Origin of the sequence: Methylobacterium sp. 275MFSha3.1, from assembly GCF_900108435.1 — a bacterium.
GTDB lineage: Bacteria > Pseudomonadota > Alphaproteobacteria > Rhizobiales > Beijerinckiaceae > Methylobacterium.
In genome coordinates this window covers 19,235-44,064 of sequence record NZ_FNWP01000002.1, presented here as the reverse complement: position 1 = coordinate 44,064, position 24,830 = coordinate 19,235, and the positions used below count along the sequence as shown (strand labels likewise).

General features: G+C 72.8%; 23 protein-coding genes and 1 riboswitch. Of the genes, 8 read left to right on the top strand and 15 right to left on the bottom strand.

The features are described 5' to 3' along the window. Positions 1 to 109: 109 nt before the first annotated feature. Complete coding sequence (locus BLW78_RS00205) at positions 110 to 1,867, top strand: carbamoyltransferase family protein (protein ID WP_091675540.1); 1,758 nt, start codon at positions 110 to 112, stop codon at positions 1,865 to 1,867. A 55-nt stretch (positions 1,868 to 1,922) separates the two neighbouring features. On the opposite strand, the gene BLW78_RS00200 is transcribed toward BLW78_RS00205, so the two are convergent. The 4 genes from BLW78_RS00200 to BLW78_RS00185 form a co-directional block, all read right to left on the bottom strand. Continuing rightward, complete coding sequence (locus tag BLW78_RS00200) at positions 1,923 to 2,270, bottom strand: hypothetical protein (protein ID WP_091676443.1); 348 nt, start codon at positions 2,268 to 2,270, stop codon at positions 1,923 to 1,925. Between the two features lie 268 nt (positions 2,271 to 2,538). Continuing rightward, complete coding sequence (locus BLW78_RS00195) at positions 2,539 to 3,216, bottom strand: haloacid dehalogenase type II (RefSeq protein WP_091675538.1); 678 nt, start codon at positions 3,214 to 3,216, stop codon at positions 2,539 to 2,541. Positions 3,217 to 3,287: 71 nt separating this feature from the next. After that, positions 3,288 to 4,814 carry a murein biosynthesis integral membrane protein MurJ gene (gene murJ, locus BLW78_RS00190; protein WP_091675536.1) on the bottom strand — a complete coding sequence of 509 codons (1,527 nt, stop codon included), beginning with the start codon at positions 4,812 to 4,814 and terminating at the stop codon, positions 3,288 to 3,290. 200 nt (positions 4,815 to 5,014) lie between these two features. After that, on the bottom strand, positions 5,015 to 5,614 hold the full coding sequence (locus tag BLW78_RS00185; protein ID WP_020091320.1) for a superoxide dismutase: 600 nt from the start codon (positions 5,612 to 5,614) through the stop codon (positions 5,015 to 5,017). A gap of 299 nt (positions 5,615 to 5,913) precedes the next feature. On the opposite strand from BLW78_RS00185, the gene BLW78_RS00180 reads away from it, so the two are divergent. Next, positions 5,914 to 6,756, top strand: a complete 843-nt coding sequence (locus tag BLW78_RS00180; RefSeq protein WP_091675534.1) for a hypothetical protein — start codon at positions 5,914 to 5,916, stop codon at positions 6,754 to 6,756. A gap of 25 nt (positions 6,757 to 6,781) precedes the next feature. On the opposite strand, the gene BLW78_RS00175 is transcribed toward BLW78_RS00180, so the two are convergent. The 4 genes from BLW78_RS00175 to BLW78_RS00160 form a co-directional block, all read right to left on the bottom strand. After that, a complete protein-coding gene (locus BLW78_RS00175; RefSeq protein WP_091675533.1) occupies positions 6,782 to 8,497 on the bottom strand; it encodes a sensor histidine kinase in 1,716 nt (571 codons plus the stop codon). Between the two features lie 172 nt (positions 8,498 to 8,669). Continuing rightward, the gene (locus BLW78_RS00170; RefSeq protein WP_091675531.1) at positions 8,670 to 9,407 is read right to left on the bottom strand and encodes a tRNA (guanine(46)-N(7))-methyltransferase TrmB; all 738 of its coding nucleotides are present in this window, start codon (positions 9,405 to 9,407) and stop codon (positions 8,670 to 8,672) included. A 315-nt stretch (positions 9,408 to 9,722) separates the two neighbouring features. Further along, on the bottom strand, positions 9,723 to 10,901 hold the full coding sequence (metK, locus tag BLW78_RS00165; RefSeq protein ID WP_020091324.1) for a methionine adenosyltransferase: 1,179 nt from the start codon (positions 10,899 to 10,901) through the stop codon (positions 9,723 to 9,725). Positions 10,902 to 11,078: 177 nt separating this feature from the next. After that, on the bottom strand, positions 11,079 to 11,486 hold the full coding sequence (locus tag BLW78_RS00160; protein ID WP_012321411.1) for a helix-turn-helix domain-containing protein: 408 nt from the start codon (positions 11,484 to 11,486) through the stop codon (positions 11,079 to 11,081). A gap of 766 nt (positions 11,487 to 12,252) precedes the next feature. Between BLW78_RS00160 and BLW78_RS00155 the strand changes: the two genes are divergently transcribed. From BLW78_RS00155 to BLW78_RS00145, 3 genes are all read left to right on the top strand, one after another. Continuing rightward, on the top strand, positions 12,253 to 12,945 hold the full coding sequence (locus BLW78_RS00155) for a thermonuclease family protein (RefSeq protein ID WP_244526687.1): 693 nt from the start codon (positions 12,253 to 12,255) through the stop codon (positions 12,943 to 12,945). Positions 12,946 to 12,950: 5 nt separating this feature from the next. After that, positions 12,951 to 14,435 carry a M48 family metalloprotease gene (locus BLW78_RS00150; RefSeq protein ID WP_091675527.1) on the top strand — a complete coding sequence of 495 codons (1,485 nt, stop codon included), beginning with the start codon at positions 12,951 to 12,953 and terminating at the stop codon, positions 14,433 to 14,435. Positions 14,436 to 14,508: 73 nt separating this feature from the next. Then, on the top strand, positions 14,509 to 15,189 hold the full coding sequence (locus BLW78_RS00145) for a glutathione S-transferase family protein (protein ID WP_091676440.1): 681 nt from the start codon (positions 14,509 to 14,511) through the stop codon (positions 15,187 to 15,189). A gap of 25 nt (positions 15,190 to 15,214) precedes the next feature. Here BLW78_RS00145 and BLW78_RS31215 read toward each other — a convergent pair whose 3' ends face one another. The 5 genes from BLW78_RS31215 to BLW78_RS00125 all read right to left on the bottom strand — a co-directional run bounded on the left by BLW78_RS31215 (position 15,215) and on the right by BLW78_RS00125 (position 19,877). After that, a complete protein-coding gene (locus BLW78_RS31215; RefSeq protein WP_020091329.1) occupies positions 15,215 to 15,370 on the bottom strand; it encodes a hypothetical protein in 156 nt (51 codons plus the stop codon). A gap of 75 nt (positions 15,371 to 15,445) precedes the next feature. After that, positions 15,446 to 15,883, bottom strand: a complete 438-nt coding sequence (locus BLW78_RS00140) for an EamA family transporter (RefSeq protein WP_091675525.1) — start codon at positions 15,881 to 15,883, stop codon at positions 15,446 to 15,448. A 204-nt stretch (positions 15,884 to 16,087) separates the two neighbouring features. Next, on the bottom strand, positions 16,088 to 18,340 hold the full coding sequence (locus BLW78_RS00135; protein ID WP_091675523.1) for a xanthine dehydrogenase family protein molybdopterin-binding subunit: 2,253 nt from the start codon (positions 18,338 to 18,340) through the stop codon (positions 16,088 to 16,090). Positions 18,341 to 18,348: 8 nt separating this feature from the next. Further along, positions 18,349 to 19,356 (bottom strand): FAD binding domain-containing protein, encoded by a 1,008-nt coding sequence (locus BLW78_RS00130; RefSeq protein WP_091675521.1) that lies wholly within the window; start codon positions 19,354 to 19,356, stop codon positions 18,349 to 18,351. Further along, positions 19,353 to 19,877 carry a (2Fe-2S)-binding protein gene (locus BLW78_RS00125; protein WP_091676438.1) on the bottom strand — a complete coding sequence of 175 codons (525 nt, stop codon included), beginning with the start codon at positions 19,875 to 19,877 and terminating at the stop codon, positions 19,353 to 19,355. Before BLW78_RS00125 ends, BLW78_RS00130 begins: the two co-directional genes overlap by 4 nt. A gap of 273 nt (positions 19,878 to 20,150) precedes the next feature. Between BLW78_RS00125 and BLW78_RS00120 the strand changes: the two genes are divergently transcribed. Further along, the gene (locus BLW78_RS00120) at positions 20,151 to 21,536 is read left to right on the top strand and encodes a M20/M25/M40 family metallo-hydrolase (protein ID WP_042672005.1); all 1,386 of its coding nucleotides are present in this window, start codon (positions 20,151 to 20,153) and stop codon (positions 21,534 to 21,536) included. Between the two features lie 19 nt (positions 21,537 to 21,555). Here BLW78_RS00120 and BLW78_RS00115 read toward each other — a convergent pair whose 3' ends face one another. Beyond that, complete coding sequence (locus BLW78_RS00115; RefSeq protein WP_056524449.1) at positions 21,556 to 22,284, bottom strand: ParA family protein; 729 nt, start codon at positions 22,282 to 22,284, stop codon at positions 21,556 to 21,558. 308 nt (positions 22,285 to 22,592) lie between these two features. Here BLW78_RS00115 and BLW78_RS00110 point away from each other — a divergent pair, with 308 nt between their 5' ends. Then, on the top strand, positions 22,593 to 23,753 hold the full coding sequence (locus BLW78_RS00110; RefSeq protein WP_091675519.1) for an SMP-30/gluconolactonase/LRE family protein: 1,161 nt from the start codon (positions 22,593 to 22,595) through the stop codon (positions 23,751 to 23,753). A 6-nt stretch (positions 23,754 to 23,759) separates the two neighbouring features. After that, on the top strand, positions 23,760 to 24,203 hold the full coding sequence (locus BLW78_RS00105; RefSeq protein ID WP_020091337.1) for an MEKHLA domain-containing protein: 444 nt from the start codon (positions 23,760 to 23,762) through the stop codon (positions 24,201 to 24,203). A gap of 37 nt (positions 24,204 to 24,240) precedes the next feature. On the opposite strand, the gene crcB is transcribed toward BLW78_RS00105, so the two are convergent. Next, a complete protein-coding gene (gene crcB / locus BLW78_RS00100) occupies positions 24,241 to 24,672 on the bottom strand; it encodes a fluoride efflux transporter CrcB (RefSeq protein ID WP_020091338.1) in 432 nt (143 codons plus the stop codon). A gap of 79 nt (positions 24,673 to 24,751) precedes the next feature. Continuing rightward, a riboswitch (Fluoride riboswitch) is annotated at positions 24,752 to 24,813 on the bottom strand. Positions 24,814 to 24,830 lie beyond the last annotated feature (17 nt).

Genomic DNA, 24,830 nt, shown 5'->3' with positions numbered 1-24,830 from the left:
GCGCCGTCTAGATTGCTTCGCTCCGCTCGCAATGATGGCGGCGCAAGGACGGCACCTCTTCCACGTGCCGGGCTCCGTCCGGCGCGAAAATGCGCTACCCCCCGTGGGCATGCGCTTCTATCTCGGCCTCGCCACCACCTTCCACGACCCGGCCCTCGCCCTGGTCGGGCCCGACGGCACCCTGCTCTTCGCCGAGGCGGCGGAGCGCGCCCTGCAGTACAAGCGCGCGCCGAACTGCGAGCCGGACGCCCCGTCGCAGATGGCCGCACTGCTGAAGGCGCACGTCCCGCCGGGCTCGGAACTCGTCGTCGCCTCGACCTGGGGCCCGCAATTCACCGACTTCCTGCGCGGCCAGGCCGGTGCCGGGGCCTTCGACCTGATGGCGCTCGCCACTCACACCACGGCGCTCAACCGCTCCTTCGTGCCCGAGCAGGCCGAGCGGGTGTTCATCGCCGACCTCCACGGCGCCCAGGAGCGGGCCGGCCACGGCACCCTGCTGGCCCTGAACCAGGAGGCGCGGATCACCGGCGTGGCGCCCCGGGCGACGATCGCCGGGCAGCGGCGCTACCCGCACCACCTGTGCCACGCCGCCTACGGCCTCTGGGGCAGCCCGTTCGAGACGGCCACCGCCCTGGTGGTCGACGGCATGGGCGAGACCGGTGCGGCGGCGATCTACCGCCTGGAGGGCGGCCGGATCACGGAGCTGCGCCGCCACCGCGGGCGCGGCTCGCTGGGCTTCCTGTACGGGCTGATCACCGACCTCGCCGGCTTCGATCAGGTGAAGGGCGAGGAGTGGAAGATCATGGGGCTCGCCCCCTACGGCCGGCCCGACCCGGACCTCGCCGCCCTGCTCGGCCGGCTCTGCACGGTCGAGGGCCACCGCCTGCGCTACGCCGACGCGGAGACGATCCGGGCGGTCGCCGCGGAGATCCGCGCCCGCCGCCCCGCCGACGCCCTGGAGAACGGCTGGCCCGACCTCGCCCGCTGCGGCCAGGACCTGTTCGCGACGCTGATGGACGCGCTGGTGGCGGAGGCCCACGCGCTGGCGCCGTCCGAGAACCTCGTGATCGCGGGCGGCTGCGGGCTGAACTCCTCCTACAACGGCCGGGTGCTCGGCCGGTCCGGCTTCACCCGGCTGCACGTGCCCTCGGCCCCGGCGGACGACGGCAACGCGGTCGGCGCCGCGTGGCTCGCCTACGCGGAGGACAATCCGGGCTGGGCCGGTCCGCCGCCGGAGCAGCGCCCGCTCACGCCCTATCTCGGCTCGCGGGTCTCCACGGCGCCGATGGAGCGGCTCGCCGAGCAGGAGCCCCGGGCCCGGCGCGTCGGCCACGCGGAGGCGACCCGCGCGGCGGCGCGGATCCTGGCCGAGGGCGGCCTCGTCGGCTGGGTGCAGGGCCGGGCGGAGTTCGGGCCCCGGGCGCTCGGCAACCGGTCGATCCTGGCCGATCCGCGGCCGGAAGGCGCCAAGGACGCGCTCAACGCCAAGGTGAAGTACCGGGAGGCGTTCCGGCCGTTCGCGCCGTCGATCCTGGCGGAGGCCGGGCCGGACTGGTTCGAGGATTACGCCGACAGCCCCTACATGGAGCGCACGCTGGTCTGGCGCGAGGCGGTCCGCGCCCGCGTGCCGGCGGTGGTCCACGCGGACGGCACCGGCCGGCTCCAGAGCGTCACGGCGGCGCGCAACCCGGCCTACGCGGCCCTGATCGGCGCCTTCGCGGAGATCACCGGCGTGCCGATCCTGCTCAACACGAGCTTCAACGTGATGGGCAAGCCGATCCTCCACGGCGCGGAGGACGCGATCCTGATGTTCTATACCACCGGCCTCGACGCCCTCGCGGTCGAGGACTGGCTGGTCGTGAAATGAGACGCGCCGCGCCCCCTGGGGGACGCGGCGCCGGTCCGATAACCGCGGACGCGGTTTACTCGCAGACCTCGACGCGGCGGTAGGTGAACTCGCCGTCGCCGAGCCACTCCTTGCGGCGCTCGTAGTGGCAGATCGGGCCGCGGCGCTCGCGCACCACGATGGTCTCGGGCTCCTCGACCACGACACGGCGCGGGCGGTACTCCGGCGGCGGCGGCGGCGGCTGGTTCGCGCCGTTGACGAGGGCGCTGCCGACCATACCGCCGACGACGCCGGCCGCGAGGCCGCCGACGATGGCGCCGGTCTGGTCGCGGGCGGTGGCCGGGGCGACCGCCCCGAGCACCAGGGTGACCGCGAGGGCTGCGGCCCCAGCGCGGATCGTCGTGAAGGAACCGTTCAAGGACACGCGAAACATCTCCCGTTCGTGTTGAGGATGATCCAACACCGGGAGGATTAAGAATCCGCGAAGTGGGCCAATTGAATTGTGTGCCGGATAAGGCGGCCCGCGGCCGCTCCGGCCTGAGGCGAGGCGCTGCCGTCCCCGCGAGCGCAGCGAAGCAACCCGGGGCAGCGCGCTTTGCCCGGATGTAGCCGTGTGCCTGGATTGCTTCGCTGCGCTCGCAAGGACGGAATGGGCACTTCCCGCGCCGGACGCGGCTGCCGCAGATCCCCCTTCAGAGCAGCCCGTCGAGAGATCCCACCACCGTCGTGGGCGCCAGATCCGCGTACTCGTCGGGCAGGCCCCTGCGGTTGACCCAGGCGGTCCGGAACCCGAAGGCCCCCGCCCCCGCCACGTCCCAACGGTTCGACGAGCAGAACAGCACGTCACCCTGCCCCACCGCCAGCCGGGTCAGGGCGATCCGGTAGGCGTCGGGATGGGTCTTTTTTACTTGCGCGTCGTCCACCGAGAGGACCGCGTCGAGGTGGTCGGCCAGCCCCGCGGAGGCGACCGCCCGGTCGACCATGGCGGCGTTGCCGTTGGTGAGGACGGCGGTGCGGATGCCGCGCTTGCGCAGGGCCGCCAGCACGCCCGGGACCTCCGGGTAGGCCTCGAGGTCCCGGTAGGCGTCGAGGAGCCGCTCGCGCAGGCCGGGATCGACGTTCGGGTGGACCGCCAGGGCGTAGTCGAGGGCCCGCACGGTGAGGTCCCAGAAGGCGGCGTACTGGCCCATGAGCGACAGGGTCCAGCTGTACTCGAGCTGCTTGTTGCGCCAGACCTCGGAGAGGTGGGCGGCGTCCGGACCCACCGCCTCGGCGTAGCGCTGGACCGCGGCGTTCACGTCGAACAGCGTGCCGTAGGCGTCGAACACCGCGGCCTTCACGCCCGCGAGGGGATTCGGTGCGTCGGTCATGGCGGTCCTCACTGGGTGCTCTCGCCCGATCTGGGGCCGGACCCGCGCGGCGGCGAGCCCGGCCGGGTCACTCAGGCCCGGCGCAGGCGCAGGCCGAACAGGTGCAGCAGGCCCGCCAGCAGGCCGCCGTAGACCAGGGCCCCGACGAGCCCCAGCACCGCCAGGACGACGAGGTCACGCCCGTGCGGCAGGGCCGGCACCAGCGCCTGGACGAGCCCCTGGCCGTAGACGGCGACCGCCGCGAGCCCGAGGCAGGCCAGCGCCACCCCCGCGACGGTGAGGCCGAGCGTGCGCCCCGGCGCCGTCCAGTCCCGGCGCTTGGCCAGGACGAGCAGCAGCAGCAGGTTCACCCACTGGGCGACCGCGGTGGCGAGCGCGAGGCCGGTGACGCCGTAGGGGCCGGTGAGCCACAGCTTCAGGATGACGTTGACGCCGATCGCGGTCAGGGAGGCCCAGAGCGGCGTCTTCGTGTCCTGGCGGGCGTAGAAGCTCGCCACGGCGCTGCGCACCAGCACGACGGCCGGCAGCGCGAGGCCGTAGGCCGCCAGCACCGAGGCCGCCCGCGCCGCGTCCTCGGCGCTGAAGGCGCCGCGCTGGAACAGCGCCGCCATGATCAGGCCCGGGATGGTCAGGAACGCCACGGTGAACGGCGCCGAGAGGGCCAGGGAGAAGCCCGCGGCCCGGTTCTGGGCCGCGTGGGCGCCGGCCACGTCGCCGGCCGCGATCCGGCGGCTCATCTCGGGCAGCAGCACGGTGCCGGCCGCGATGGCGATGACGCCGAAGGGCAGCTGGTAGAGCCGGTCGGCGTAGTAGAGCGCCGAGACCGCCCCGGTGGGCAGCCAGCTCGCGATGATCGTGTCGGCGAAGGCCGCGATCTGGAAGCCGGCCGAGCCGATCACCGCGGGCCCGAGCACGACGAAGAAGCGCTTGAGCGCGGGATCGAGGCGCGGCACCGCGAGGTCCGGCATCACGCGGACGCGGCGGCAGCCCCACCACAGCAGCCCGAACTGGAGCACGCCCGAGACCGCGACGCCCCAGGCGGCGGCGTAGGCCGCGTTCGGGAACAGGAAGCTCAACCCCAGGGCCGCCAGCATGGCGAGGTTGAGCAGGACCGGGGCGCCCGCCGCCACGGCGAAGTGCCGGTGGGCGTTCAGGATGCCCGACAGCAGCGTCACCAGCGTCATGAACAGCAGGTACGGGAAGGTGATGCGGGTCAGCGCCACGGCGAGCTGGAAGCGCTCGCCGTCCTCGGCGAAGCCCGGCGCCAGGGCGTGGACCACCCAGGGCATGGCCGGCAGGGCGAGGTTGAGCAGCACGAGCTGCACGATCAGCATCAGGGTGAAGACGCGGTCGGCGAAGCGGTGCGCCGCCCCGGGCTCGCCGGCCTCCGCGAGCCCGGCATAGGCCGGCACGAAGGCGGTGTTGAACGCGCCCTCGCCGAAGATCGCGCGGAAATGGTTCGGGAGCCGGAAGGCGACCACGAAGGCGTCCGCCAGCGGCCCGGCGCCCATCACGGCGGCCATGACCACGTCGCGGGCGAAGCCGGTGACGCGGGAGACCAGGGTCCAGCCGCCGACCGACAGGATCGAGCGGATCATGGGTTGGGGCGCTCGCCCACCACCTCCCCCCGCAACGGGGGCGGGCGGGAGCACGGTCGAAGCGTCGCGCGTGTCGATCGAGAGGAAATGGCCGGCCCCATCTGCACCGGGTCAGCCGGCGTCGCGCGCATCAAGAGCCGGTTTCGTGCGCCACCTCAAGGGTGCCGCGGACACAGGATCCGCGGCACCGGCGATACGCCTCAGCGGGTCGCCTCGGCGTACATCTTCTCCACGTGCTCCCAGTTCACGAGGTTCTCGATGAACGCCTTCAGGTAGTCGGGACGGCGGTTGCGGTAGTCGATGTAGTAGGAGTGCTCCCACACGTCGACGCCGAGGATCGGCTTGGCGCCGTGGACCAGCGGGTTCTCGCCGTTCGGGGTCTTCATGATCGCGAGCTTGCCGTCCTTGACGGCGAGCCACGCCCAGCCCGAGCCGAACTGGCCGACGCCCGCCTGGATGAAGTCCGCCTTGAACTTCTCGGCGCCGCCGAGATCCTCGTCGATCTTCTTGGCCAGCGCGCCCGGGATCGCGCCGCCGCCGTTCGGCTTCATCCACTGCCAGAAGTGGATGTGGTTGTAGTGCTGGCCGGCGTTGTTGAAGAGCGGCTGATTCGTGTTGTAGGCGGCCTTGACGATCTCCTCGACGCTCTTGCCCTGGAGATCCGTGCCCTCAAGCAGCTTGTTGCCCGTGTCGACGTAGGCCTTGTGGTGCTTGTCGTGGTGGAACTCGAGGGTCTCCTTCGACATGTACGGCCCCAGCGCGTCGTAGGCGTAGGGCAGTTCCGGCAGGGTGAAGGTCATCGCGTCTTTCTCCGCTTAGCAGGGGGCGGCCTCGTCCCCGGCGGGGGCTCCCGAGTCGAGAGCCCGCTAGGTAAGTCGGTGGCCGCGGGACGGCAACGCCGTTCCGCCACGGCGGCGCGGGAAGTTCCGCAGATCGCCGGCACGCGGCGGCTCGGCCGGCCCGGAGATAGCCGGCGCAGATCCGGACTATTCCGGTTTCCCCCGCATCTCGGTCCCGAGTTTTGCAATATGACGGCTAGGCCTTACTGTGCGGCACGCCTTGAGCGCCGGCCGTCAGCCGGCCCGTGTCAGAGAGTACCATGATCGCTGCGCTGTTCGCGCTCGCCGCCGCCATGATCATCGGGGGCTGCGCCGCCGTGATCCAGGGCTTCCCGTACGTGCGTCTGGAGAGCGGGCTCGCGATGGTGATCGCGGGATCGGTCGCGGCCTCGTCGGGCGCGGTGCTGCTCGGCCTCGGCGTCGTGGCGCTCGGGTTCCGGCGGGTGGAGCGCGCGCTCGGGCGCGTCCCGGCGGCCGGCGCGCGGCCGGCCCCCGCCGCGGCGCCGGCACCGGCGCCCCTCGACGAGGGCCGGACCCGGCTGCCGCCGGTCCTGCCGGCGGCGCCCGCCTTCATCGTGCCGTCGGTGGTCGAGCCGTCCTTCGATCCCGAGCGGCCCCGGATCGAGCCGAGCCTGGAGCTCCGGGCCGACGAGGCCCGCGCCCCCTTCTCGGAACCCGGCGCGGTCGAAGCGCCGAAGCCGGTTCCGGCCGAGCCGGCGCACACGGTCCCGCCCGTCCGCGTCCCGGAAGCGGACCGCCGCCCCGAGCCGGACGCGCCGACCGAGCGCGCGATCGCGCCCGAGGACGACCTGTTCGCCGCCCCCGAGCCGCCGCCGCGGGAAGAGCCCGAGAAGGCAGCCGCGGAGGAGCCGCCGGCCCTGCGCCCGAGCCTCGACACGCCCGCCGAGCCCGAGCCGGACCCGCCGGCCACCCCGCGCACCGTGGTGGGGCGCTACGCCTCCGGCGGCAACACCTACGTGATGTTCGAGGACGGCTCGATCGAGGCGGAGACGCCGCAGGGCCGCTTCACCTTCGCGTCCCTCGACGAGCTGAAGGCCTTCGTGGACGGCGGCGGCGAGTCCGGGACCCGCGGCGCGGCGTGAACCCGCCCCGGGGACGGCCGCGGCGTCACACCAGCGGGTTGAGGCTGTCGTTGCGCGGCGGGATCGGAGCCCGCATGGTCAGGGAGAAGCCCCCGGGGGCGTAGTCGGTGGTCACCTCGGCCTGGACCTGGGTGATCAGGACCCGCTGCAGCAGGCGCGAGCCGAAGCCCTGGCGGCTCGGCGGCGCGACCGGCGGCCCGCCGGTCTCGCGCCAGGAGAACCGCAAGATCCCGGCCGGGCCGCCGGGCTCCAGGGACCATTCCACCGCCACCCGGCCGGTGCGGTTCGACAGGGCCCCGTACTTCGCCGCGTTGGTGGTGAGCTCGTGGATCGCCATGCCGATCGGCACCGCGATCTCGGAGGGCAGGTCGATCGCCGGCCCGTCGAGGCTGATGCGCCCCTCGGCGGCGCCGTCCGGCGCCACCTCCGCGTAGGGCTTCAGCTCGTTGCGCAGGAGATTGGCGATCGACGCCGTCTGCCACGTGTCCTCGGTGAGCACCGAGTGCGTGTGTGCCAGGGATTTGATCCGCCCGACGAAGGCCTCGTAGAAGCTCTCGATGCTGGACGCCGTCCGCGCGGTGGACCCCACGATGGCCTGGACGGTCGCCAGCGTGTTCTTCACCCGGTGGTGCAGCTCGCGGATCAGCAGGCTCTGGCGCTCCTCCGCGACCCGGCGGTCGGTCACGTCCGCGACGACGCCGATCAGGCGGCGCGGCAGGCGGCCGGGGGCGTCGCGCTCGAACCGGCCGGCCATGTCGATCGTGCGCCACACGCCGTCGGACTTGCGCCGGATCCGGCCGCTGATGTGCAGGTCCCCGTCCTCCCGCAGCGCCTTGGAGATCGCCCGCCGGACCGCGGGGCGGTCGTCCGGGTGGAGGATGTCGTTGAGAAACTCGGTCTTGCCGATCGTCCCGTCCTCGGGCGCGTGCCCGAAGATCTCGTACATGTGCTCGTTCTCCCAGATCGCCTGGTCCTCGAGCATGTGCCACTCGAAGATGCCGAGCCGGGCGACCGTGGTGGCGACCCGCAGGCGCTGGTCGCGGGACAGGATCTCGTCCCGGGCCTCGACCCGCGTGGTGATGTCCTGGAGGACGCCGACCATGCCGATCGGCGCGCCGTCGGGGCCCGGCACGGCCTGCCCCCGCACCCGCAGGATCACGGTCCGCCCGGCCACCGTCGTGGCCGTGTCGAACTGGTAGGGCTCGTCGGTCCCGTCGGCCTCGGCGATCAGCGCGCTCAGGCGCGCGAGCTCCGCCGGCGACAGGCCGGTCTTCAGCTCCTCCCACGAGACGGAGCGGCCCGGCGGCCGCTCGAGGATGCGGGCGGCGCGGCGCGACAGGGTGAGGAGGCCGGTCGCGCGGTCCCAGCGCCATTCCCCGAGCCCGGCGGCCGCGAGGGCCTCGCGGTTCGCCTCGGAATGGGCCGCCGCGTCCACGTCGACCGTCTCGACCGCCAGGGTCCGGCCCGCGCGCCGGACCCGCACGTCGAGGGGCGTGCCGTCCGCCCGGCGCCAGACCTGGAGACCGTCCCGGAGCCCCTCCGGCCCCTCGCCCAGGAGTTCGGCGGCCGCGCGCCCGGGCAGGGTGCCGGGCGGCCAGCCGGCGAGATCGTGCAGGGCCCGGTTGGCGGCGACGATCCCCGCCTCGTCCGCCGACAGCACGGCGAGGCCGATCGCGGCCTCGTCGAAGCCGGCGCGCAACGGGTCCTCCGCCGCCGGGTCCTGACCCACCCTCTCATTCACTCGGAAGAATCCTCGAACGCGCCGTGGCGCGCTCCCGCCGGAGATGAGCCCCCTCCCGCCACGATCCCGGACCGCGGCGGGCCCTGAGGATGGCGCCCGAGCGTGACTGTGGCAAGGCGTTCCGCTCCGCCTGCGGCGACCGGGCACCCGCGCGACCCGACCGCGGGGGCTCTCAGCGGGGGTGGCGGGCGAATTCCAGATAGGTGGGCCGGCGGCCCGCTGCCAGCGCCTTGGCCTCGTAGCGCGTGCCGGGCCAGCCCGGGAACGGCCGCGTCCAGTCCCGCGCGTCCCGCGCCGTCCAGGCGAGGACCGGGCACCGCGCGGCCCGGACGAGCGTCCAGCCGGCATAGTCGTCGATGTCGCTGGCGAAGCGGAACAGGCCGCCGTCCTTCAGGACCCGGCCAATCTCGGCGAGCGACGCGTCGGAGACGAACCGGCGCTTGCGCTGCCGCCGCTTGGGCCAGGGATCGGGATAGAGCAGGTAGACCCGGTCGAGGCAGGCATCCGGCAGGCGCGCCAGCAGGGCGGTCACGTCCTCGTCGCGGATGCGGACGTTGCGCAGCGCACGCGCCTCGATCGCCGCCAGCAGCTTGACCACGCCGTTGACGAAGGGCTCGGCGCCGATGATGCCGACGGCCGGATGCGCGGCCGCCTGGGCGGCGAGGTGCTCGCCGCCGCCGAAGCCGATCTCCAGCCACAGCGCCTCCGGCGGCGCCGGCATGGCGGGGAACAGCGCGCGCGGATCGAGGATCGCGTCGCCCGGGGGCAGGTCGACCCGCAGGCTCGGCAGCAGCTCGGCGAGCCGGCGCTCCTGCTGCCCGCGCAGGCGCTTGCCCTTGCGGCGCCCGAAGAAGGCGCGCTCCGGCTCCTCGACCGGGTGGTCGGAGCGTCCAGGGGCGTCGGTGTCCACCGGCTCAGTCTACCTCGGAGATGGGACGCGTCCCGGGTCACGACCGGAGACGGGGCGCGTCGGTGGGATGCCGTCCGGGACAGCACGCCCGGCACGCCGCGACGCGGCACGATCGGGTGGCGCGGCACCCGCGCGGTCGCCGCAGCGCCGAACGCACCGCGCCGCCAGCGCCCGATCGGGAACACGGGCCGCGGGACCGCGGAGCATCCGGGACCGGGCGGCGCTCAAAGCACCGCCCGCACCGCGTTCACGTCGCCCCGGCGCGCCGCCGATCTCCGGCCCGCGCGTCGGCCCGGGGACGAGCGGAAGCCGCCCTCAGGCCAGCGCCGACTTCAGCTTGCCGGCGAGGTCGGTGCGCTCCCACGAGAAGCCGCCGTCGGCCTCGGGGGCGCGGCCGAAATGGCCGTAGGCCGAGGTGCGCGCGTAGATCGGCTTGTTCAGGCTGAGCGCCGTGCGGATGCCGCGGGGCGACAGGTCCATGGCGTCCATCAGCACGGCCTCGAGCTTGGCCTCGTCGACCGTGCCGGTGCCGTGCAGGTCCACGTAGATCGAGAGCGGCTTCGACACGCCGATCGCGTAGGCGAGCTGGATCGTGGCGCGGCTGGCGAGGCCCGCGGCCACCACGTTCTTGGCGAGGTAGCGCGCCGCGTAGGCCGCCGAGCGGTCGACCTTCGTCGGGTCCTTGCCGGAGAACGCGCCGCCGCCGTGCGGGGCCGCGCCGCCGTAGGTGTCGACGATGATCTTGCGACCGGTGAGGCCGGCGTCGCCGTCCGGGCCGCCGATCACGAACTTGCCGGTCGGGTTCACGTGCCAGACCGTGCCCTCGTTGACCCAGCCCTGCGGCAGCGCCTTCAGGATGTAGGGCTCGACGATGGCGCGGACGTCCGCGGAATCGAGGGACTCGTCGAGGTGCTGGGTCGACAGCACGATCTGGGTCACCTCGACCGGGCGGCCGTTCTCGTAGCGGACCGTGACCTGGCTCTTGGCGTCGGGGCCGAGCTTGGCGGCGTCGCCCTGCTTCGCCTTGCGGGCGTCGGCGAGGTCCTTGAGGATCTTGTGGGCGTAGAAGATCGGCGCCGGCATCAGCTCGGGCGTCTCGTCGGCGGCGTAGCCGAACATGATGCCCTGGTCGCCCGCGCCCTCGTCCTTGTTGCCGGCCGCGTCCACGCCCTGGGCGATGTCGGCCGACTGGGCGTGCAGGTGGATCGCGACGTCGTTGTTCTTCCAGTGGAAGCCCGACTGCTCGTAGCCGATGTCCTTCACGGCCTCGCGGGTCAGGGCCTCGAGGTCCTTGAAGGTCACCGAATCGGGTCCGCGCACCTCGCCGGCAATGACGATGCGGTTGGTCGTGGCGAGCGTCTCGACGCCGAGCCGCGCCTCCGGCATCGCCGCGAGGTAGGCGTCGACCACGGTGTCCGAGATCCTGTCGCAGACCTTGTCGGGGTGTCCCTCGGACACGGACTCGCTGGTGAACAGGTAGTTGGAACGCGGCATCGGACGGCCTCGGCTGCAGAGGTACGCCGTCGCGATCGCGGCGTTTGACCCTTCATGGGGCCGGGGTTCTCGCACCCGGCCGGGGGCCGGTCAAGATGGAGGAACGAACGGATCCGCTATACCGGACGAAGCGACCGGAAAAACGATCGCGCGACGCCCCGGGGCCCGCCCTCGCCCTCAGCCGCCGAGCTTGCTCTCGAGGGCCCGGATGGCGTCGGCCACGTCGCGGCGCGCCTCCTCGGAGAAGTTCTCGGTGATGTGGCGGCCGACGACTTCCGCCAGCCCCTTCAGCCCGGCTTCCGACAGGGTCGACTGCTCGCGCTCGCTGAAGCCCGGCGCGATGAAGTCATCGTTCCGGGGCATTCCTTTGAAGAAGTAATCCATCGGCACGCCGGTCATGCGCGAGAAGATGTCGAGATGGACGGCGCTGATCCGGTTGGTTCCCTTCTCGTACTTCTGGAGCTGAGCTGCAGACATACCGAAGCTCTGCGCGACGCGGCGCTGTGTGAGCGATGCCTTGCGGCGCTGCTCGGCGATGCGTTGCCCGACATAGACGTCGCGCTGATCGGTCTTCTGGCCCGCCATGAAGTGCTCGTCCACCCCCTGCCATGAATCCTGGCGGCAAAGCTTAGCGCGCCCCTCGGTACTTGTCACCGGCAGGCGTTCGACGTGGTGGACGATTTGCTCACGGCTCTGCGGCCGGGAGATCTGCAAGAATAGACAACTTGGTGTCCCCGGCAGGGCTCGAACCTGCGACCCCAGGTTTCATACCACTTCGGCTTTCGCCGCCGCGCCCCGAAGGTCCGCGTTCGTGGCCTGGACTATCCCTTCACCGTGGGCTGGACTGCATCCAACCGGTAGGTGCCGCCCGTCTAGTCTCTACACCTTCCCACAGAACGCCGGGGCGCCGCGCGGGCTTGGCTCGGGATCGGCAGAGCATCGGACGGCGGCGCGTCGATGCCGGAAGCTTTCCCCGACTTTGAGCGGATCCGTCGCGCGGTTTCCCGGCGCGACGCCCAATTGAACCTTCTAGGAAACCTGTGCTCTGTCCAGCTGAGCTACGGAGACGACCGGCGCTCCATAGCATTCTCGCCGGCCGAGGCCAACCGCGACCGGTGGGACGGCGCGGTGCTGGAGCCCGCGATCGCGGGGGGAACCGATGCGCGGGGGCGCGGCGGTCGTGCGGGGACGCCCGCTGGCGGCCTCGATGGCGACCTTGATGGCGGCGGCGCTCGCCGCGGCGGCGCCCTGTCCGGCACGCGCCGCGTCGCGCGCCGGGCCGTCGGCGTGCGCGACCGGGCCGGCGCGCGACGAGGTGGTGGCGGAAATCGGGCCCCGCGGGGAGATCCGTATGGTCTCGGGCCTCCGGGCGGTGCTGGACTCGCTGCGCTGGCCGGACACGCCGGAGGCCGCGTCCGCCGCGCGGACCTGGCTCGAGAACCGGCGGGGCGCCCGGGTCACGGTGGTTCTCCGCGGGCAGCCCGACCGGTGGGACCGCGTGCGGGCCGACCTCCTGGTCGCGGAGGGCGACATCGCGGAGAGCGCGGATCTGGCGGGCGCGGATCTGGCGGGCGGCCTCATCGGGGCCGGGCTGGCATACGCGGACGCGAACGAGGCCGATTCGCTCTGCCGGCCCGGCCTGCGCCTCGTGGAGGCGGCCGCCCGCGCGCGCGGGCTCGGCCTCTGGGGCGCGGCGCGCCCTGCGGCGGGGGACGGCCCGGCGCTCCGGGAGAAGGTCGGACATTTCGTCGTCGCGGAGGGCCGAATCCGCCATGTCGGCGAGCGCGGCGCGCGCACCTATCTCGATTTCGCGGCCCGCGGCACGGACGGCCTCACGGTGACGGTATCGAAACGCACTTGGCGAATGATGCGCGCCCGTGGTTTGAGTGCGGCCTCGCTCGAGGGCCGGCGCGTGCGGGTGCGCGGCCTCCTGGAGGTCCGGCGCGGCCCGACCCTGGAGGTCGCCCTCGACGGGCTCGAGACGCTCGAGGAGACGGACCGGCCGGAGGTCGATCCGGAGGGGGAACGGGGATTGCGGCGCTGATCGCGATGGGCGGGATCACGGGGCACATCGGCGCGGGGCGGACCCGCGCGGCGGAGCGGCGCACCCTCGGCGCGGCGGCGTTGGGCGGCCTCGCCCTGCTGCTCGGCGCCTGCGTGGCCGACCAGACCGAGGCGACCGTGCGGCCGGCCGTGGTGCGGGTTCCCGCGGAGGCGCCGCGCACCACCGGCCGCGAGCGCGCCGCCGATGCCGACCACCTCAAGCTCGTGGCCTCCTTCGGGGGCGAGGCCCGGGCCCCCAACGTCACGCGGATGCTGACGGAGGTGACCGACCGCCTCGTGAAGGCCAGCGACCGGCCCGACCAGGCCTACACGGTGACGCTCCTCGACTCGCCGGTGGTCAACGCCTTCGCGCTGCCGAACGGGCGGCTCTACGTCACCCGCGGCCTCGTGGCCCTGGCGAGCGACACCTCCGAGGTGGCCGCCGTTCTGGCGCACGAGATGGCCCACGTGACCCTCAACCACGCCACGGCCCGCAGCGAGCTCGAGCTGCGCTCGGCGCTCGTCAGCCGCGTCGTGGCCGACGTGCTGAACGACCCCGATACCGGCGCGCAGCTGCAGAGCCAGTCGCGCTTCGCCCTCGCCCGGTTCTCCCGCGAGCAGGAGCTGGAGGCGGACGCCACCGGCGTGCGCACCCTGGCCAAGGCCGGCTACGACCCGTTCGCGGCCGGGCGCTTCCTCGCCGCGCTCAACCGCTCCACAGGACTGAAGGCCGGCAGCGCCGCCGCGCCCGACATGCTGGCGACCCATCCGGGCACGGCCGAGCGCATCACCCAGGTCACCCGCGCGGCCCGCCGCATCGGCGCGCCGGGCATCGGCACCGACGACCGCGCCGCCTACCTCGCGGCGGTGGACGGGCTCGCCTACGGCGACAACCCGCGCGACGGCGCGGTGCGCGGGCACCGCTTCATCCATCCCGGCCTCGGCATCGCCTTCGAGGTGCCGGAGGGCTTCACCCTGGAGAACACCCGCTCGGCGGTGCTCGGGACCACCCCGGACGGCGCCCGGCGCCTGCTGTTCGACCAGATCGAGGCCAAGGACGGCCAGCCCCTCGAGGCGGTGCTCAAGGCGAGCTGGAACGACGCCCTCGACCCGGCCGGCTTCGAGACCCGGGACGTCGCGGGCCACCCCGCGGCCTTCGCGCTGTCGCGGGGGAAGGAGTGGACCTTCCGCCTCGCGGCCATCCGGATCGGCGACTCGACCTACCGGATGATCATGGCCGCCAAGGGCGCCACCGATCCCGACCCGGCCTTCCGCCGCTGGACCGCGACCCTGGTCGCCGTGTCGCCCGACGAGGTGGTCCTGCGCCCCCTGCGGCTGCAGGTGGTCCAGGCGACCTCGACCAGCGCCGAGGACCTCGCCCGCCGCATGGCGGTGCCCGACCGGGCGCTCGACCGGTTCCTCGTCCTCAACGGGCTGGAGCGAGGCGCCGCGCTGGTGCCGGGTCGCGGCTACAAGATCGTCGCGGAATAGCCGCCCTGCGCGGCCGCGCCTTGTGCGGGCGCGGGGCCCGGACATCCTGCCCGGGTCGTTCAGGGAGAGCGCCGTGATTCGATTCTTCTACAATCTCAGCCCCAACCCCATGAAGGTCGCCCTCTGCCTCGAGGAGATGGGGCTGCCCTACGAGCCGGTGCCGGTCGACACCCGCAGGGGCGAGCAGTTCGATCCGGCCTACACGGCCGTCAATCCGAACGGGAAGGTGCCGGCGATCGTCGACGGCGACGTCACCGTGTTCGATTCGAACGCGATCCTGATGTACCTGGCGGGCAAGACCGGCCGGTTCCTGCCGGAGGGCGAGCCGGTCCGCGGCGAGATGCTGTCCTGGCTGATGTTCGTGGCGACCGGCATCGGGCCGTTCTCCGGCCAGTGCGTGCATTTCCGCCACTTCGCGCAGGACGGGGGCGCCTACGCCACCGAGCGCTACGCCTTCGAGGCGCGCCGGCACTGGGGCATCCTCGACCAACGCCTCGCCGACCGCACCTACGTGCTGGGCGACACCTACACGATCGTCGACATGGCGGTCTGGGGCTGGGCCCGGATGGTGCCCTTCGTCCTCGGCGAGGGCGCCTTCGGGGACCTGCCCAACGTCAAGCGCCACCTCGACGCGCTCAACGCGCGGCCGGCCGCCCAGGCCGCCGAGGCGCTGAAGGGCCGCCACGCCTTCAAGGCGGAGATGGACGCCGAGGCGCGGGGCTTCATGTTCCGCGCCGTGAAGGGCGCCGCCTGACGCCCCGCCGGACCGGTCCCGCGCCTCAGGGCGCGGGGGCGGTCACCGTGAGCATCGGCAGGGTGACGGAGAGCGTTCCGGCCGGCACGCGCGCGGTGCCGAGCGTGAGGCAGGCGCCGAGTCCGAGACAGAGAGCGAGACCGAGCATCGAGGTCTCGAAGCCGCGATAAACCCATTCCATGACGGTCCCCTTTCGCGAGGCAACCGCAGGATGCGCGCATCGCGTTAAGGGATCGGTGCGCCAGCGCGCACGGTCTCACAGTCCGGAGGCGACGAGGGCCGCGCCCGCCGCGATCAGCGCGACGCCGGCCCAGGCGGCGAGGCTGAGGGTCTCGCCGAGCAGGGTGGCGCCGAGGATCGCCACCAGCACGACGCTGAGCTTGTCGATCGGCGCGACCCGGGCAGCGTCGCCCAGCGACAGCGCGCGGAAGTAGCAGAGCCACGACGCCCCGGTGGCGAGCCCCGATAGGACGAGGAAGACGAGGCTCCGACCGGAGATCTGCGCGAGGCCGCCGGCCTGCCCGGAGGCGACCACGATCGCGCCGGCGAAGACCAGGATCACCGCGGTGCGCACGAAGGTCGCGACGTCCGACGGCACGCCCGCGACCCCGACCTTGGCGAGGATCGCGGTCAGCGCCGCGAAGCCGGCGGCGGCGAGCGCCCAGAAGCGCCAGGATTCCAGCAGGGGGCTCACGGAAATTTCCACGCCGTCCCTATTCGCAGGGCTCGGACGCATCCTCGTCCTTGCGAGCGCAGCGAAGCAACCCAGGCAGCGCCACGCTCGACGATGTCGCGCCGCCCTGGGTCGCGTCGTTGCGCTCGCGCTGACGGCGCGGCCCAGCGTGACCTGCGCGACTCCTTGCCGAACCGTCAATGTTTCCCGTGAAACATCCGCTGTTCACAGGAGCTTGTCGACGGTGATCGGCAGGTCGCGCACCCGCCTGCCGGTAGCGTGGAAGACCGCGTTGGCGATCGCGGCCGCGGTGCCGACGATGCCGATCTCGCCGAGCCCCTTCACGCCCAGCGGGTTCGCCTTGTCCTCCTCCTCAACGAAGATCACGTCGATGTCGTAGATGTCGGCGTGGACCGGCACGTGGTACTCGCCGAGATTGTGGTTCATGAACCGGCCGATGCGGTGGTCGAGCATCGACTCCTCCTCGAGCGCCGAGCCGATCCCCATCACCACGCCGCCGAGGATCTGGCTGCGCGCCGTCTTCGGGTTCAGCACCTTGCCGGCCGCGATCGCCGAGACGATGCGGGTGACCCGGACCTGACCCAGCTCCTCGTCGACCTTCACCTCGGCGAAGATCGCCGAGTGGGTGTAGGCCTCGTATTTCTGATTGAAGTCCTTGTCGGGCCCGGCCTCCTCGACGGCCTCGACCTTGTCGACGCCCGCCGCCTGGAGCACCTCGACGAGCGACACGCTGCGGCCCGGATCGCCCGCGACCGCGATGCGGCCGTCCGCGAACACGGCGCGGTCGAAGTCGACGTTGGCCAGCGGCGAGTTCTCCATGGCGCGGGCGAGCTTGAACACCTGCGCGCCGACGTTGCGGCAGGCCTTCATCACGGCGGTGCCCGAGGAGGCGGCCGTCCACGAGCCGCCGGCGACCGGGGCCTCCGGCAGGCGGGTGTCGCCGAGCTTGGTGGTGACCGCGTCCATCGGCAGGCCCAGCGTGTCGGCCGCGATCTGCGTCAGGATCGTGTAGGTGCCGGTGCCGATGTCGCCGGTGGAGTTGCCGACCGTCAGGCGGCCGTCCGGCGTCAGGGTCGCGATGGCGCTCGACTGCATCATCATCGATTCCCAGATGCCAGTGGCCACGCCCCAGCCGACCAGCTCCCGGCCCTCGCGCATGGAGCGGGGCTCAGGGCTGCGCCTCGCCCAGCCGAACCGCTCGGCGCCCTGCCGGAAGCAGCTCTTCAGCTCCTTCGAGCCGAAGGGCTTGCCCTCGGCGGTGGCGTCGGACTCGGCGTAGTTCCTCAGCCGCAGCTCGATCGGGTCGAGCCCGGTCGCGTAGGCGAGCTCGTCCATCGCGGTCTCGATGGCGAAGACGCCGGTCACCGCGCCGGGGGCGCGCATGTCGCCGGGCGTCGGCGTGTCGAGCTTCACCAGGCGGTAGCCGAGGGCGACGTTGTCGCACCGGTAGAGGACGCCCGACCAGTTGACGACGACCTCCTGGTAATCCTCGTACTGCGAGGTGCCCTGGACGGCGTCGTGGCGCAGGGCCGTCAGCCTCCCGTCCGGCTCGGCGCCGAGCGCGATCGTCTGCAGCGCCTCCGACCGGTAGGTGAAGCTCCACAGCTGGTCGCGCGTCAGGGTCACGCGCACGGAGCGCTTCAGCTCCTGGGCGGCCAGCATCGCCAGGAACAGCTGGTACTGCGGGCGCAGGCCCGAGCCGAAGCCGCCGCCGAGATAGGGGTTGAGCACCCGGACCTGATCGGGCTTCAGGCCGAAGACGTTGGTGAGATACTGGTGGCTGTTCGAGACGCCCTGGATCTTGTCGTAGACCGTGTAGGTGCCGTCCTGCTCGACCACCACCGTGGAGGCGTGCGGCTCCATCGGGTTGTGGTGCTCGTCGGCGAGGCTGTAGGCACCCTGCACGCGGACCGGTGCGCTGCCGAACGCCTTGTCGGCGTCGCCCCAGGGCTCCGGCGGCGGCTTGATGCCCGTGCGCTTGTAGGGCGGGTCGTAGGCGGTGCCGCGCAGGGCCTCCAGGTCGGTCCCGGGCTCCTCCATCGCGTAGCTCACGCGGACGAGGGACGCGGCGTAGCGCGCCGTCTCGAAATCCTCCGCCACCACCAGGGCGACCGGCTGGCCGCTGAACACGATCAGGTCGTCGTAGAGGGCGCGGAACGGCGAGCCGGGGGGCGCCACCTGGTCCTGGAAGTTCTTGTCCCGCCACGCGGTGCGCGGCCGGTTCTCGTGGGTGAGCACCTTGAGCACGCCCGGCACCGCCTCGGCCTCGGCGGAGTCGATGGCGGTGATCCGGCCCTTGGCGATCGAGCTCGACACGACCACGCCGTAGGCGAGGTCGGGGGCGGCGAACTCGCCCGCGTACTTGGCGAGCCCGGTCACCTTGGCGGGCCCGTCGATGCGGCTGCGCGGGCTGCCGACGAAGGTGTCGCGCCCGGTGGAGCTGAAGGTCTGTGTCATGGCAGAACCTACTGGATGCGCTTGTCGCTGAGCGACTGGGGCGTGCCGGCGGCGGCCTGCTCGAGGCCGCGCACGATGGCGCGCCGGGCGAGATCGATCTTGAAGCCGTTCTCCGACTGGGGCTTGGCCTCCGCGACGATCAGGTCGGCCGCCGCCTGGAAGCTCTCGCGGGTCGCGGGCCGGCCCTCCAGCAGGGCCTCGGCCTCGCGGTTGCGCCAGGGCTTGTGGGCGACGCCGCCGAGCGCCAGCCGCGCGGTCTTCACCCGGTCGCCGTCGAGTTCCAGGGCCGCCGCCACCGAGACCAACGCGAAGGCGTAGGACAGGCGGTCGCGCAGCTTCAGGTAAGTGTAGTGCTGCGGGAAGCGGCTCTCCGGCAAGTCGACCGACACGATGATCTCGCCGGGGGCGAGGTTCGTGTCCCGCTCGGGCGAGTCCCCCGGCAGGCGGTGGAACTCGGAGAACGGGATCGATCGGTCGCCCTGCGGCCCGCTCACCCGCACGGTGGCCTCCAGGGCGGCCAGCGCGATGCACATGTCGGAGGGGTGGGTGGCGATGCAGTGCGCGCTCGTCCCGAAGATCGCGTGAATGCGGTTCATCCCGCCGATCGCCGGGCAGCCGGAGCCGGGCGCGCGCTTGTTGCAGGGCGTGGCCACGTCGTAGAAATAGTAGCAGCGGGTCCGCTGGAGCAGGTTGCCGCCCGTGGAGGCGGCGTTGCGCAGCTGCGCCGAGGCGCCGGCCAGGATGGCGTTGCGCAGGAGCGGGTACCGGGCCGCGACCCGATCGTCGTAGGCCGCCTTGGCGTTGGTCACGAGCGCCCCGATCCGCAGGCCGTCCCCGTCGTCCTCGATCCGGTCGAGGGGCAGGCGGGTGATGTCGATCAGCCGGCCCGGCTTCTCGACCTCGTACTTCATCAGGTCGATCAGGTTGGTGCCGCCGGCGATGAAGCGGGCCCCGGCCCCGAAGGCCTGCACCGCCTCCGCCACCGTGCCGGCGCGGACGTAGTCGAAGCGGTTCATCGGGCGCCTCCCTGCATGACGTCCTCGATGGCGTCGACGATGTTGGTGTAGGCGCCGCAGCGGCAGATGTTGCCGCTCATCGCCTCGCGGATCTCGTCCCGGGTGTGGGCGCGGCCCTCGTTCATCAGGCCGACCGACGAGCAGAGCTGGCCCGGCGTGCAGTAGCCGCACTGGAAGGCGTCGTGCTCGATGAACGCCTCCTGGATCGGGTGGAGGGCGTTGCTGCCCGCCCGGTCGCCGAGGGCGGCCAGCCCCTCGACCGTGGTGATCTCGGCCCCGTCCTTCATCACCGCCAGCGTCAGGCAGGAATTCACCCGGGTGCCGTTCACCAGCACCGTGCAGGCCCCGCACTGGCCGTGGTCGCAGCCCTTCTTGGTGCCGGTGAGGTCGAGCCGCTCGCGCAGGAGGTCGAGGAGCGTGGTCCACGGCGCGACCTGCAGTTCGCGCCGCTGCCCGTTGATCGTCAGCGTGATGCCGATCGGCGTGTCCGCCGACACCGGCGGCTGGGTCTCGAGGCGCATGATGTCGTCCACGGTCTGGGCCGGCCGGGGCCGGGCGGGAGCGGATCGGTCCGGAGCAGCGACCGGCAGCGACGCGCGGGCCGCGGCCTGGGCTTCCGGTCGATAACCATTCCAATCTGCGCCTGTTCCGGAGCGCGCCGTCTCAACCCGTGAGCGAGGGTGTCGCGCCTGCGGCGCGCATATCGGCCGCCGCACCGTCCGACATTGCCGGCCCCACCCCGCCTCGGCTAACCCTCCTTCCCGCAGAGTCCACGCCGCACCCCGGAGCCACCGATGGCCGCGCTCGACGCGATCCTCAACGACATCGACACGGACCTGGAGAACGCCCTGGAGCGGCTGTTCGCCTTCCTGCGGATCCCGTCGATCTCCACCGATCCCGCCTATGCCGGGCATTGCCGCGAGGCCGCCGCCTGGCTCGCCCAGGACCTGACCGCGCTGGGCTTCGAGACCTCGGTGGAGGAGACCTCGCTCCACCCGGTGGTCCTGGCCCACCGGCCGAAGCCGGGCGCGCCGCACGTCCTGTTCTACGGCCATTACGACGTGCAGCCGGTCGATCCCCTCGACCTGTGGAAGACGCCGCCCTTCGAGCCGCACATCGCTGACGACGGCCAGGGCGGCAAGACGATCGTCGGGCGCGGCGCCTCCGACGACAAGGGTCAGGTGATGACCTTCGTGGAGGCATGCCGGGCCTATATCGCCATGCACGGCGAGTTGCCTTGCGGCGTCACGATCCTGATCGAGGGCGCCGAGGAGAGTGGATCACAAGGCCTGCCCGAATGGGTCGCGGCCAACCGCGAGAGACTCGGCTGCGACGTGGTCTTGGTCTGCGACACCGGCATGTGGGACCGGAAGACCCCGGCCATCACGTCGTCGCTGCGCGGGCTCGCCTATTTCGAGGTGAAGGTCACCTGCGCCGACCGCGACCTGCATTCCGGCTTCTTCGGCGGCGCGGCGCGCAACCCGATCCACGTTCTGTCGAAGATCATCGCCGACCTGCACGACGCCGACGGGCGGGTGACAATCCCGGGCTTCTACGAGGGCGTGCACGAGCGCCCGCCGGAGGTGCTGGAGCAGTGGCGCGGCCTCGGCCTGACGCCGGAGACGCTGCTCGGGCCGATCGGCCTCAAGGAGCCCGCGGGCGAGCGCGGGCGGATGCCGATCGAGCTGGTGCAGTCCCGCCCCTCCTGCGACGCCAACGGCATCATCGGCGGCTATACGGGAGAGGGCACCAAGACGGTGATCGCCTCCACCGCCTCCGCCAAGGTCTCGTTCCGCCTCGTGGACGACCAGGACCCGAAGCGGCTCGCCGAGAGCTTCGAGGCCTTCGTGCGCGCGCGGGTGCCGGCCGACTGCCAGGTCGAGGTCATCACCTACAAGGGCTCGAGGGCGATCAGCCTGCCCTTCGACATGCCGCAGCTCGGCGCCGCCAAGGCGGCGCTGCAGGACGAGTGGGGCGTGCCGGCGGTGACCGTGGGCGCAGGCGGCTCGATCCCGATCGTCGGCGACTTCAAGCGGATCCTGGGGCGCGACACCCTGCTGATCGGCTTCGGCCTCGACGACGACCGGATCCACTCGCCGAACGAGAAGTACGACCTGACGAGCTTCCACAAGGGCACGCGCTCCTGGGCGCGGATCCTCGCGGCCCTCGGCCAGGGCTGATCCCGGCAGCGGCCCGATCTCAGCGGGCGGGCGCCGCCCGCATCTTCCCGTCGACCCAGGCCCAGAGCGCCCGAACCTCCTCGGCGGCCTGGCTGCCGGGGGCGAATTCCGTGACGCCGAGCCCGGTCGCCAGGGCGTCCTGGTGGTCGACCCGGTGGATGATCCCGGGCTCGGCCAGGACGCCCAGGGCGCGCAGCTGCGCCGCGTAGGCGCTGGTGCGCGGCGAGGGCGGCGGCGGGCACTGGTTCAGCACCAGGGCCAGCCGCTCCCGCAGGCCGAGGCCAACCAGCGCCTGGAGCGTCGGCCGGGCGGCCACGATGTCGAGCCGGGAGGGGCGGACCGGCATCAGGACGAAATCGGCGTCCTTCAGGGCCGGGGCGAGGCCGGACGCGCTGCCGGCGGTGTCGAGGACGGCGAGGGTGGTGCCCTGCTCGGCGAGGATGCCGAGGATCTCCGAGAGCTGGCCCATCTCCCAGGGCTGGACCCGGTCGACCGCGACGGCGTCGCGCGCGCGGTCGCTCCTGCCGTCGGCCTTGCGCAGGGCCCCCCAGCCGGCCAGCGAGCTCTGCGGGTCGAGATCGAGGGCGGTCACCTGCTCGCCCGCTTCCGCGGCGGCGACCGCCAGGGAGGCCGCCAGGGTGGTCTTGCCCGTCCCGCCCTTCTGCACCGCCAGGGCGAGGACCCGCAGCGGCCCGGCGGCGGGCCGGGGCGCGGTCTCCGGCGCCGGTTCGGATCCTTCGGGATCCATGCGTGTCCCACCTCTCCACATCTGCCAGCCGGGCCGCGGCCCATGCGGCGCCGAATCGAACGCCCGGCACGACCGTGCTTAGCGTGACGGCGTGGGCCGGAGCCAGCGTCGCGCCCCGGCACCTGTGGACCGCCCCGAGGCGGCTCCCGATCACCGGGACCGCGGACCGGTCCCGGAATTCCGCCGCGAGGCCGCCGCGCTACCGCATCGCGGGATCGCGCGCCGGGCCCGCGCGTTGGGCCGGCATCCCCACAGGTTGAGCGGCGCGCCAAGACCCTCGCCCCGACAAGCTCCGCGACAGGATTTCCATGCGCCTCGACCGCCGCCGCCTGCTCGGAACCAGTCTCCTGGCCCTCGCCGCCCCCGCGGCGCGCGCCGCGACGCCGTCGCCCCCGACGAGCCGGCCCGTGGGGACGCTGGAGCTCGCCATCGCGGCGGACGCGCCCTCGACCCCCACGGGGCTCGCCATCGCCCGGGGCGGCCGGATCTTCGTGATGATGCCGCGCTTCACCGGCGCGGAGCCGATCACCCTCGGCGAGGTGCTGCCCGACGGGTCGGTGAAGCCCTACCCGGACGCGGCGACCAACCGCCCGGATCCGGGGGCGCCGCAGGCGTCGCTGTTCCACGTCCCCAACGGCGTCTTCGACCGCGATGACACCCTCTGGATCCTCGATGCCGGCCTGCCCGCGGGCAAGGGGCGGCCGGTGCCGGGCGGCGCGAAGATCCTGGCGATCGATATCGCCCGGAACAGCGTCCGCCGGACGATCCCCCTCGACGCGGGCATCGGCCCGGATTCCTCCCTGAACGACCTGCGGGTCGACGTGCGCGACGGGCGGGCTCTGGCCTACGTCACCGACCAGGGCCAGTCCGGCGCGGGCGCGATCCTGGCGGTCGACCTCGAGAGCGGGCGGGTGGTGCGGCGCCTCGCGGACCACGTCAGCACGCGGTCCGAGGAGGGCCTGGTCAAGTTCGTGGAGCGCCGCCCCGTGATGGAGCGGAAGGGCGACGCGCCCGAGAAGAGCCCGAAGGGCGGCGCCAACGGCATCGCGATCAGCCCGGACGGCCGCCGCCTCTACTACGCGCCGCTGATGAGCCGGCGGCTCTACGCGGTCGAGACCGCGGCCCTGCGCGATCCGGGCGTCGCGGACGCGGCCGTGGCCGCCGCCGTCGAGGATCTCGGCGAGAAGGGCATGACCGGGGGGCTGACCACCGATTCCCAGGACCGGGTCTATCTCAGCCTGCAGGAGCACAACGCGGTCGGCCGACGCCTGCCGGACGGCACCGTCGAGGTGCTGGCCGCCGACGACCGGCTGGTCTGGGCCGACACGTTCTGGATCACCCCGGACCGGTGGCTCTATATCTCGGCGGCCCAGGTCAACCGGCGGCCGGAATTCAACCGCGGCCGGGACCTGCAGCAGCCGCCCTACGCGATCCTGCGCATGCGCATCGACGCCGACCCAGTCCTGTAGCGGATCATGACGGACCTCTCGCACGACCCGGACTTCTTCGCCCTGCTCACCGGCAGCTACGCGCGGCGCCTCGGCGAGCCTCTGGTGCCGGCGGATGCGGACGCGGACTGGCTCTACGCGGCGGCCCCGTTCGCGGTGCTCGCCCATGACGGGGGCGCGGATCCGCGCTTCGTCTACGCCAACCGGACCGCGCAGGCCTGCTTCGGCTACGCGTGGGACGAGCTCGTCGGCCTGCCCTCGCGGCTCTCGGCCGAGGCTCCCGAGCGGGCCGAGCGGCAGCGGCTCCTCGACGCGGTCACCCGGGACGGCTTCAGCCGCGGCTATCGCGGCCTGCGGATCGCCAAGGACGGCCGGCGCTTCTGGATCGACGAGGCGGTGGTCTGGCAGCTCGACCGCGACGGCGCGACGGTGGGGCAGGCGGCGACCTTCGCCCAGTGGCGCGACGCGTGAGGGCCGGGCCGCGCCGATGCGCGCGGCCGCCGCCCGGTCAGCCGTCCTCCTCGATGCTGACCTGGGCGATCTGCACGGCGCCGCCGTTCCAGTGGGCCGCCACGACGTGGCCCAGCGCGACCGCGAGGACGCAGAGCACCACCGAGGCGAACACGTTGACCATGGCCCGGACCACCGCGCCGTTCCGCATGAGGTCGAGGGTCTGGAGGCTGAACGACGAGAAGGTCGTGTAGCCGCCGCACAGCCCGATCATCACGAACAGGCGGACGTTCTCGGAGACCGGGAAGCGCCCATGCGCCAGGGTCAGCGTGCCGAACAGGCCGATGATGAACGAGCCCGTCACGTTGATGAGGATCGTGCCCCAGGGCAGGTCGCGGCTGATGGGCAGCGCCAGCACCGAGACGACGTAGCGGGCCAGGGTGCCGAGGGCACCGCCGATCATGACCAGGATGCAGGTGGTGAAGGACATGCGCGCTCCAGTGCGTCGGGCGGGCATGAGAAACCCGCCGTCGCGGCGGGTGCTTGCAAGACGCACTCCCACCGCCGGTTTCGCGGTAGGAGTCATCAGCCCTGACGGGCGGTTTCGGGGAACTCCATCCCCATCGGGAACGGCCCATAGCGCCTGCG

Bases quoted from the DNA above. Each gene is read 5' to 3' on its own strand.
- BLW78_RS00205 (WP_091675540.1), top strand. From the start codon at position 110: ATGCGCTTCTATCTCGGCCTCGCCACCACCTTCCACGACCCGGCCCTC.
- BLW78_RS00110 (WP_091675519.1), top strand. From the start codon at position 22,593: ATGCGCCTCGACCGCCGCCGCCTGCTCGGAACCAGTCTCCTGGCCCTC.
- BLW78_RS00130 (WP_091675521.1), bottom strand. From the start codon at position 19,356: ATGAACCGCTTCGACTACGTCCGCGCCGGCACGGTGGCGGAGGCGGTG.
- BLW78_RS00160 (WP_012321411.1), bottom strand. From the start codon at position 11,486: ATGGCGGGCCAGAAGACCGATCAGCGCGACGTCTATGTCGGGCAACGC.
- BLW78_RS00195 (WP_091675538.1), bottom strand. From the start codon at position 3,216: ATGACCGACGCACCGAATCCCCTCGCGGGCGTGAAGGCCGCGGTGTTC.
- BLW78_RS00185 (WP_020091320.1), bottom strand. From the start codon at position 5,614: ATGACCTTCACCCTGCCGGAACTGCCCTACGCCTACGACGCGCTGGGG.
- BLW78_RS00105 (WP_020091337.1), top strand. From the start codon at position 23,760: ATGACGGACCTCTCGCACGACCCGGACTTCTTCGCCCTGCTCACCGGC.
- metK (WP_020091324.1), bottom strand. From the start codon at position 10,901: ATGCCGCGTTCCAACTACCTGTTCACCAGCGAGTCCGTGTCCGAGGGA.
- BLW78_RS00135 (WP_091675523.1), bottom strand. From the start codon at position 18,340: ATGACACAGACCTTCAGCTCCACCGGGCGCGACACCTTCGTCGGCAGC.
- murJ (WP_091675536.1), bottom strand. From the start codon at position 4,814: ATGATCCGCTCGATCCTGTCGGTCGGCGGCTGGACCCTGGTCTCCCGC.
- crcB (WP_020091338.1), bottom strand. From the start codon at position 24,672: ATGTCCTTCACCACCTGCATCCTGGTCATGATCGGCGGTGCCCTCGGC.
- BLW78_RS00115 (WP_056524449.1), bottom strand. From the start codon at position 22,284: ATGGATCCCGAAGGATCCGAACCGGCGCCGGAGACCGCGCCCCGGCCC.
- BLW78_RS00120 (WP_042672005.1), top strand. From the start codon at position 20,151: ATGGCCGCGCTCGACGCGATCCTCAACGACATCGACACGGACCTGGAG.
- BLW78_RS31215 (WP_020091329.1), bottom strand. From the start codon at position 15,370: ATGGAATGGGTTTATCGCGGCTTCGAGACCTCGATGCTCGGTCTCGCT.
- BLW78_RS00180 (WP_091675534.1), top strand. From the start codon at position 5,914: ATGATCGCTGCGCTGTTCGCGCTCGCCGCCGCCATGATCATCGGGGGC.
- BLW78_RS00150 (WP_091675527.1), top strand. From the start codon at position 12,951: ATGGGCGGGATCACGGGGCACATCGGCGCGGGGCGGACCCGCGCGGCG.
- BLW78_RS00155 (WP_244526687.1), top strand. From the start codon at position 12,253: ATGGTCTCGGGCCTCCGGGCGGTGCTGGACTCGCTGCGCTGGCCGGAC.
- BLW78_RS00125 (WP_091676438.1), bottom strand. From the start codon at position 19,877: ATGCGCCTCGAGACCCAGCCGCCGGTGTCGGCGGACACGCCGATCGGC.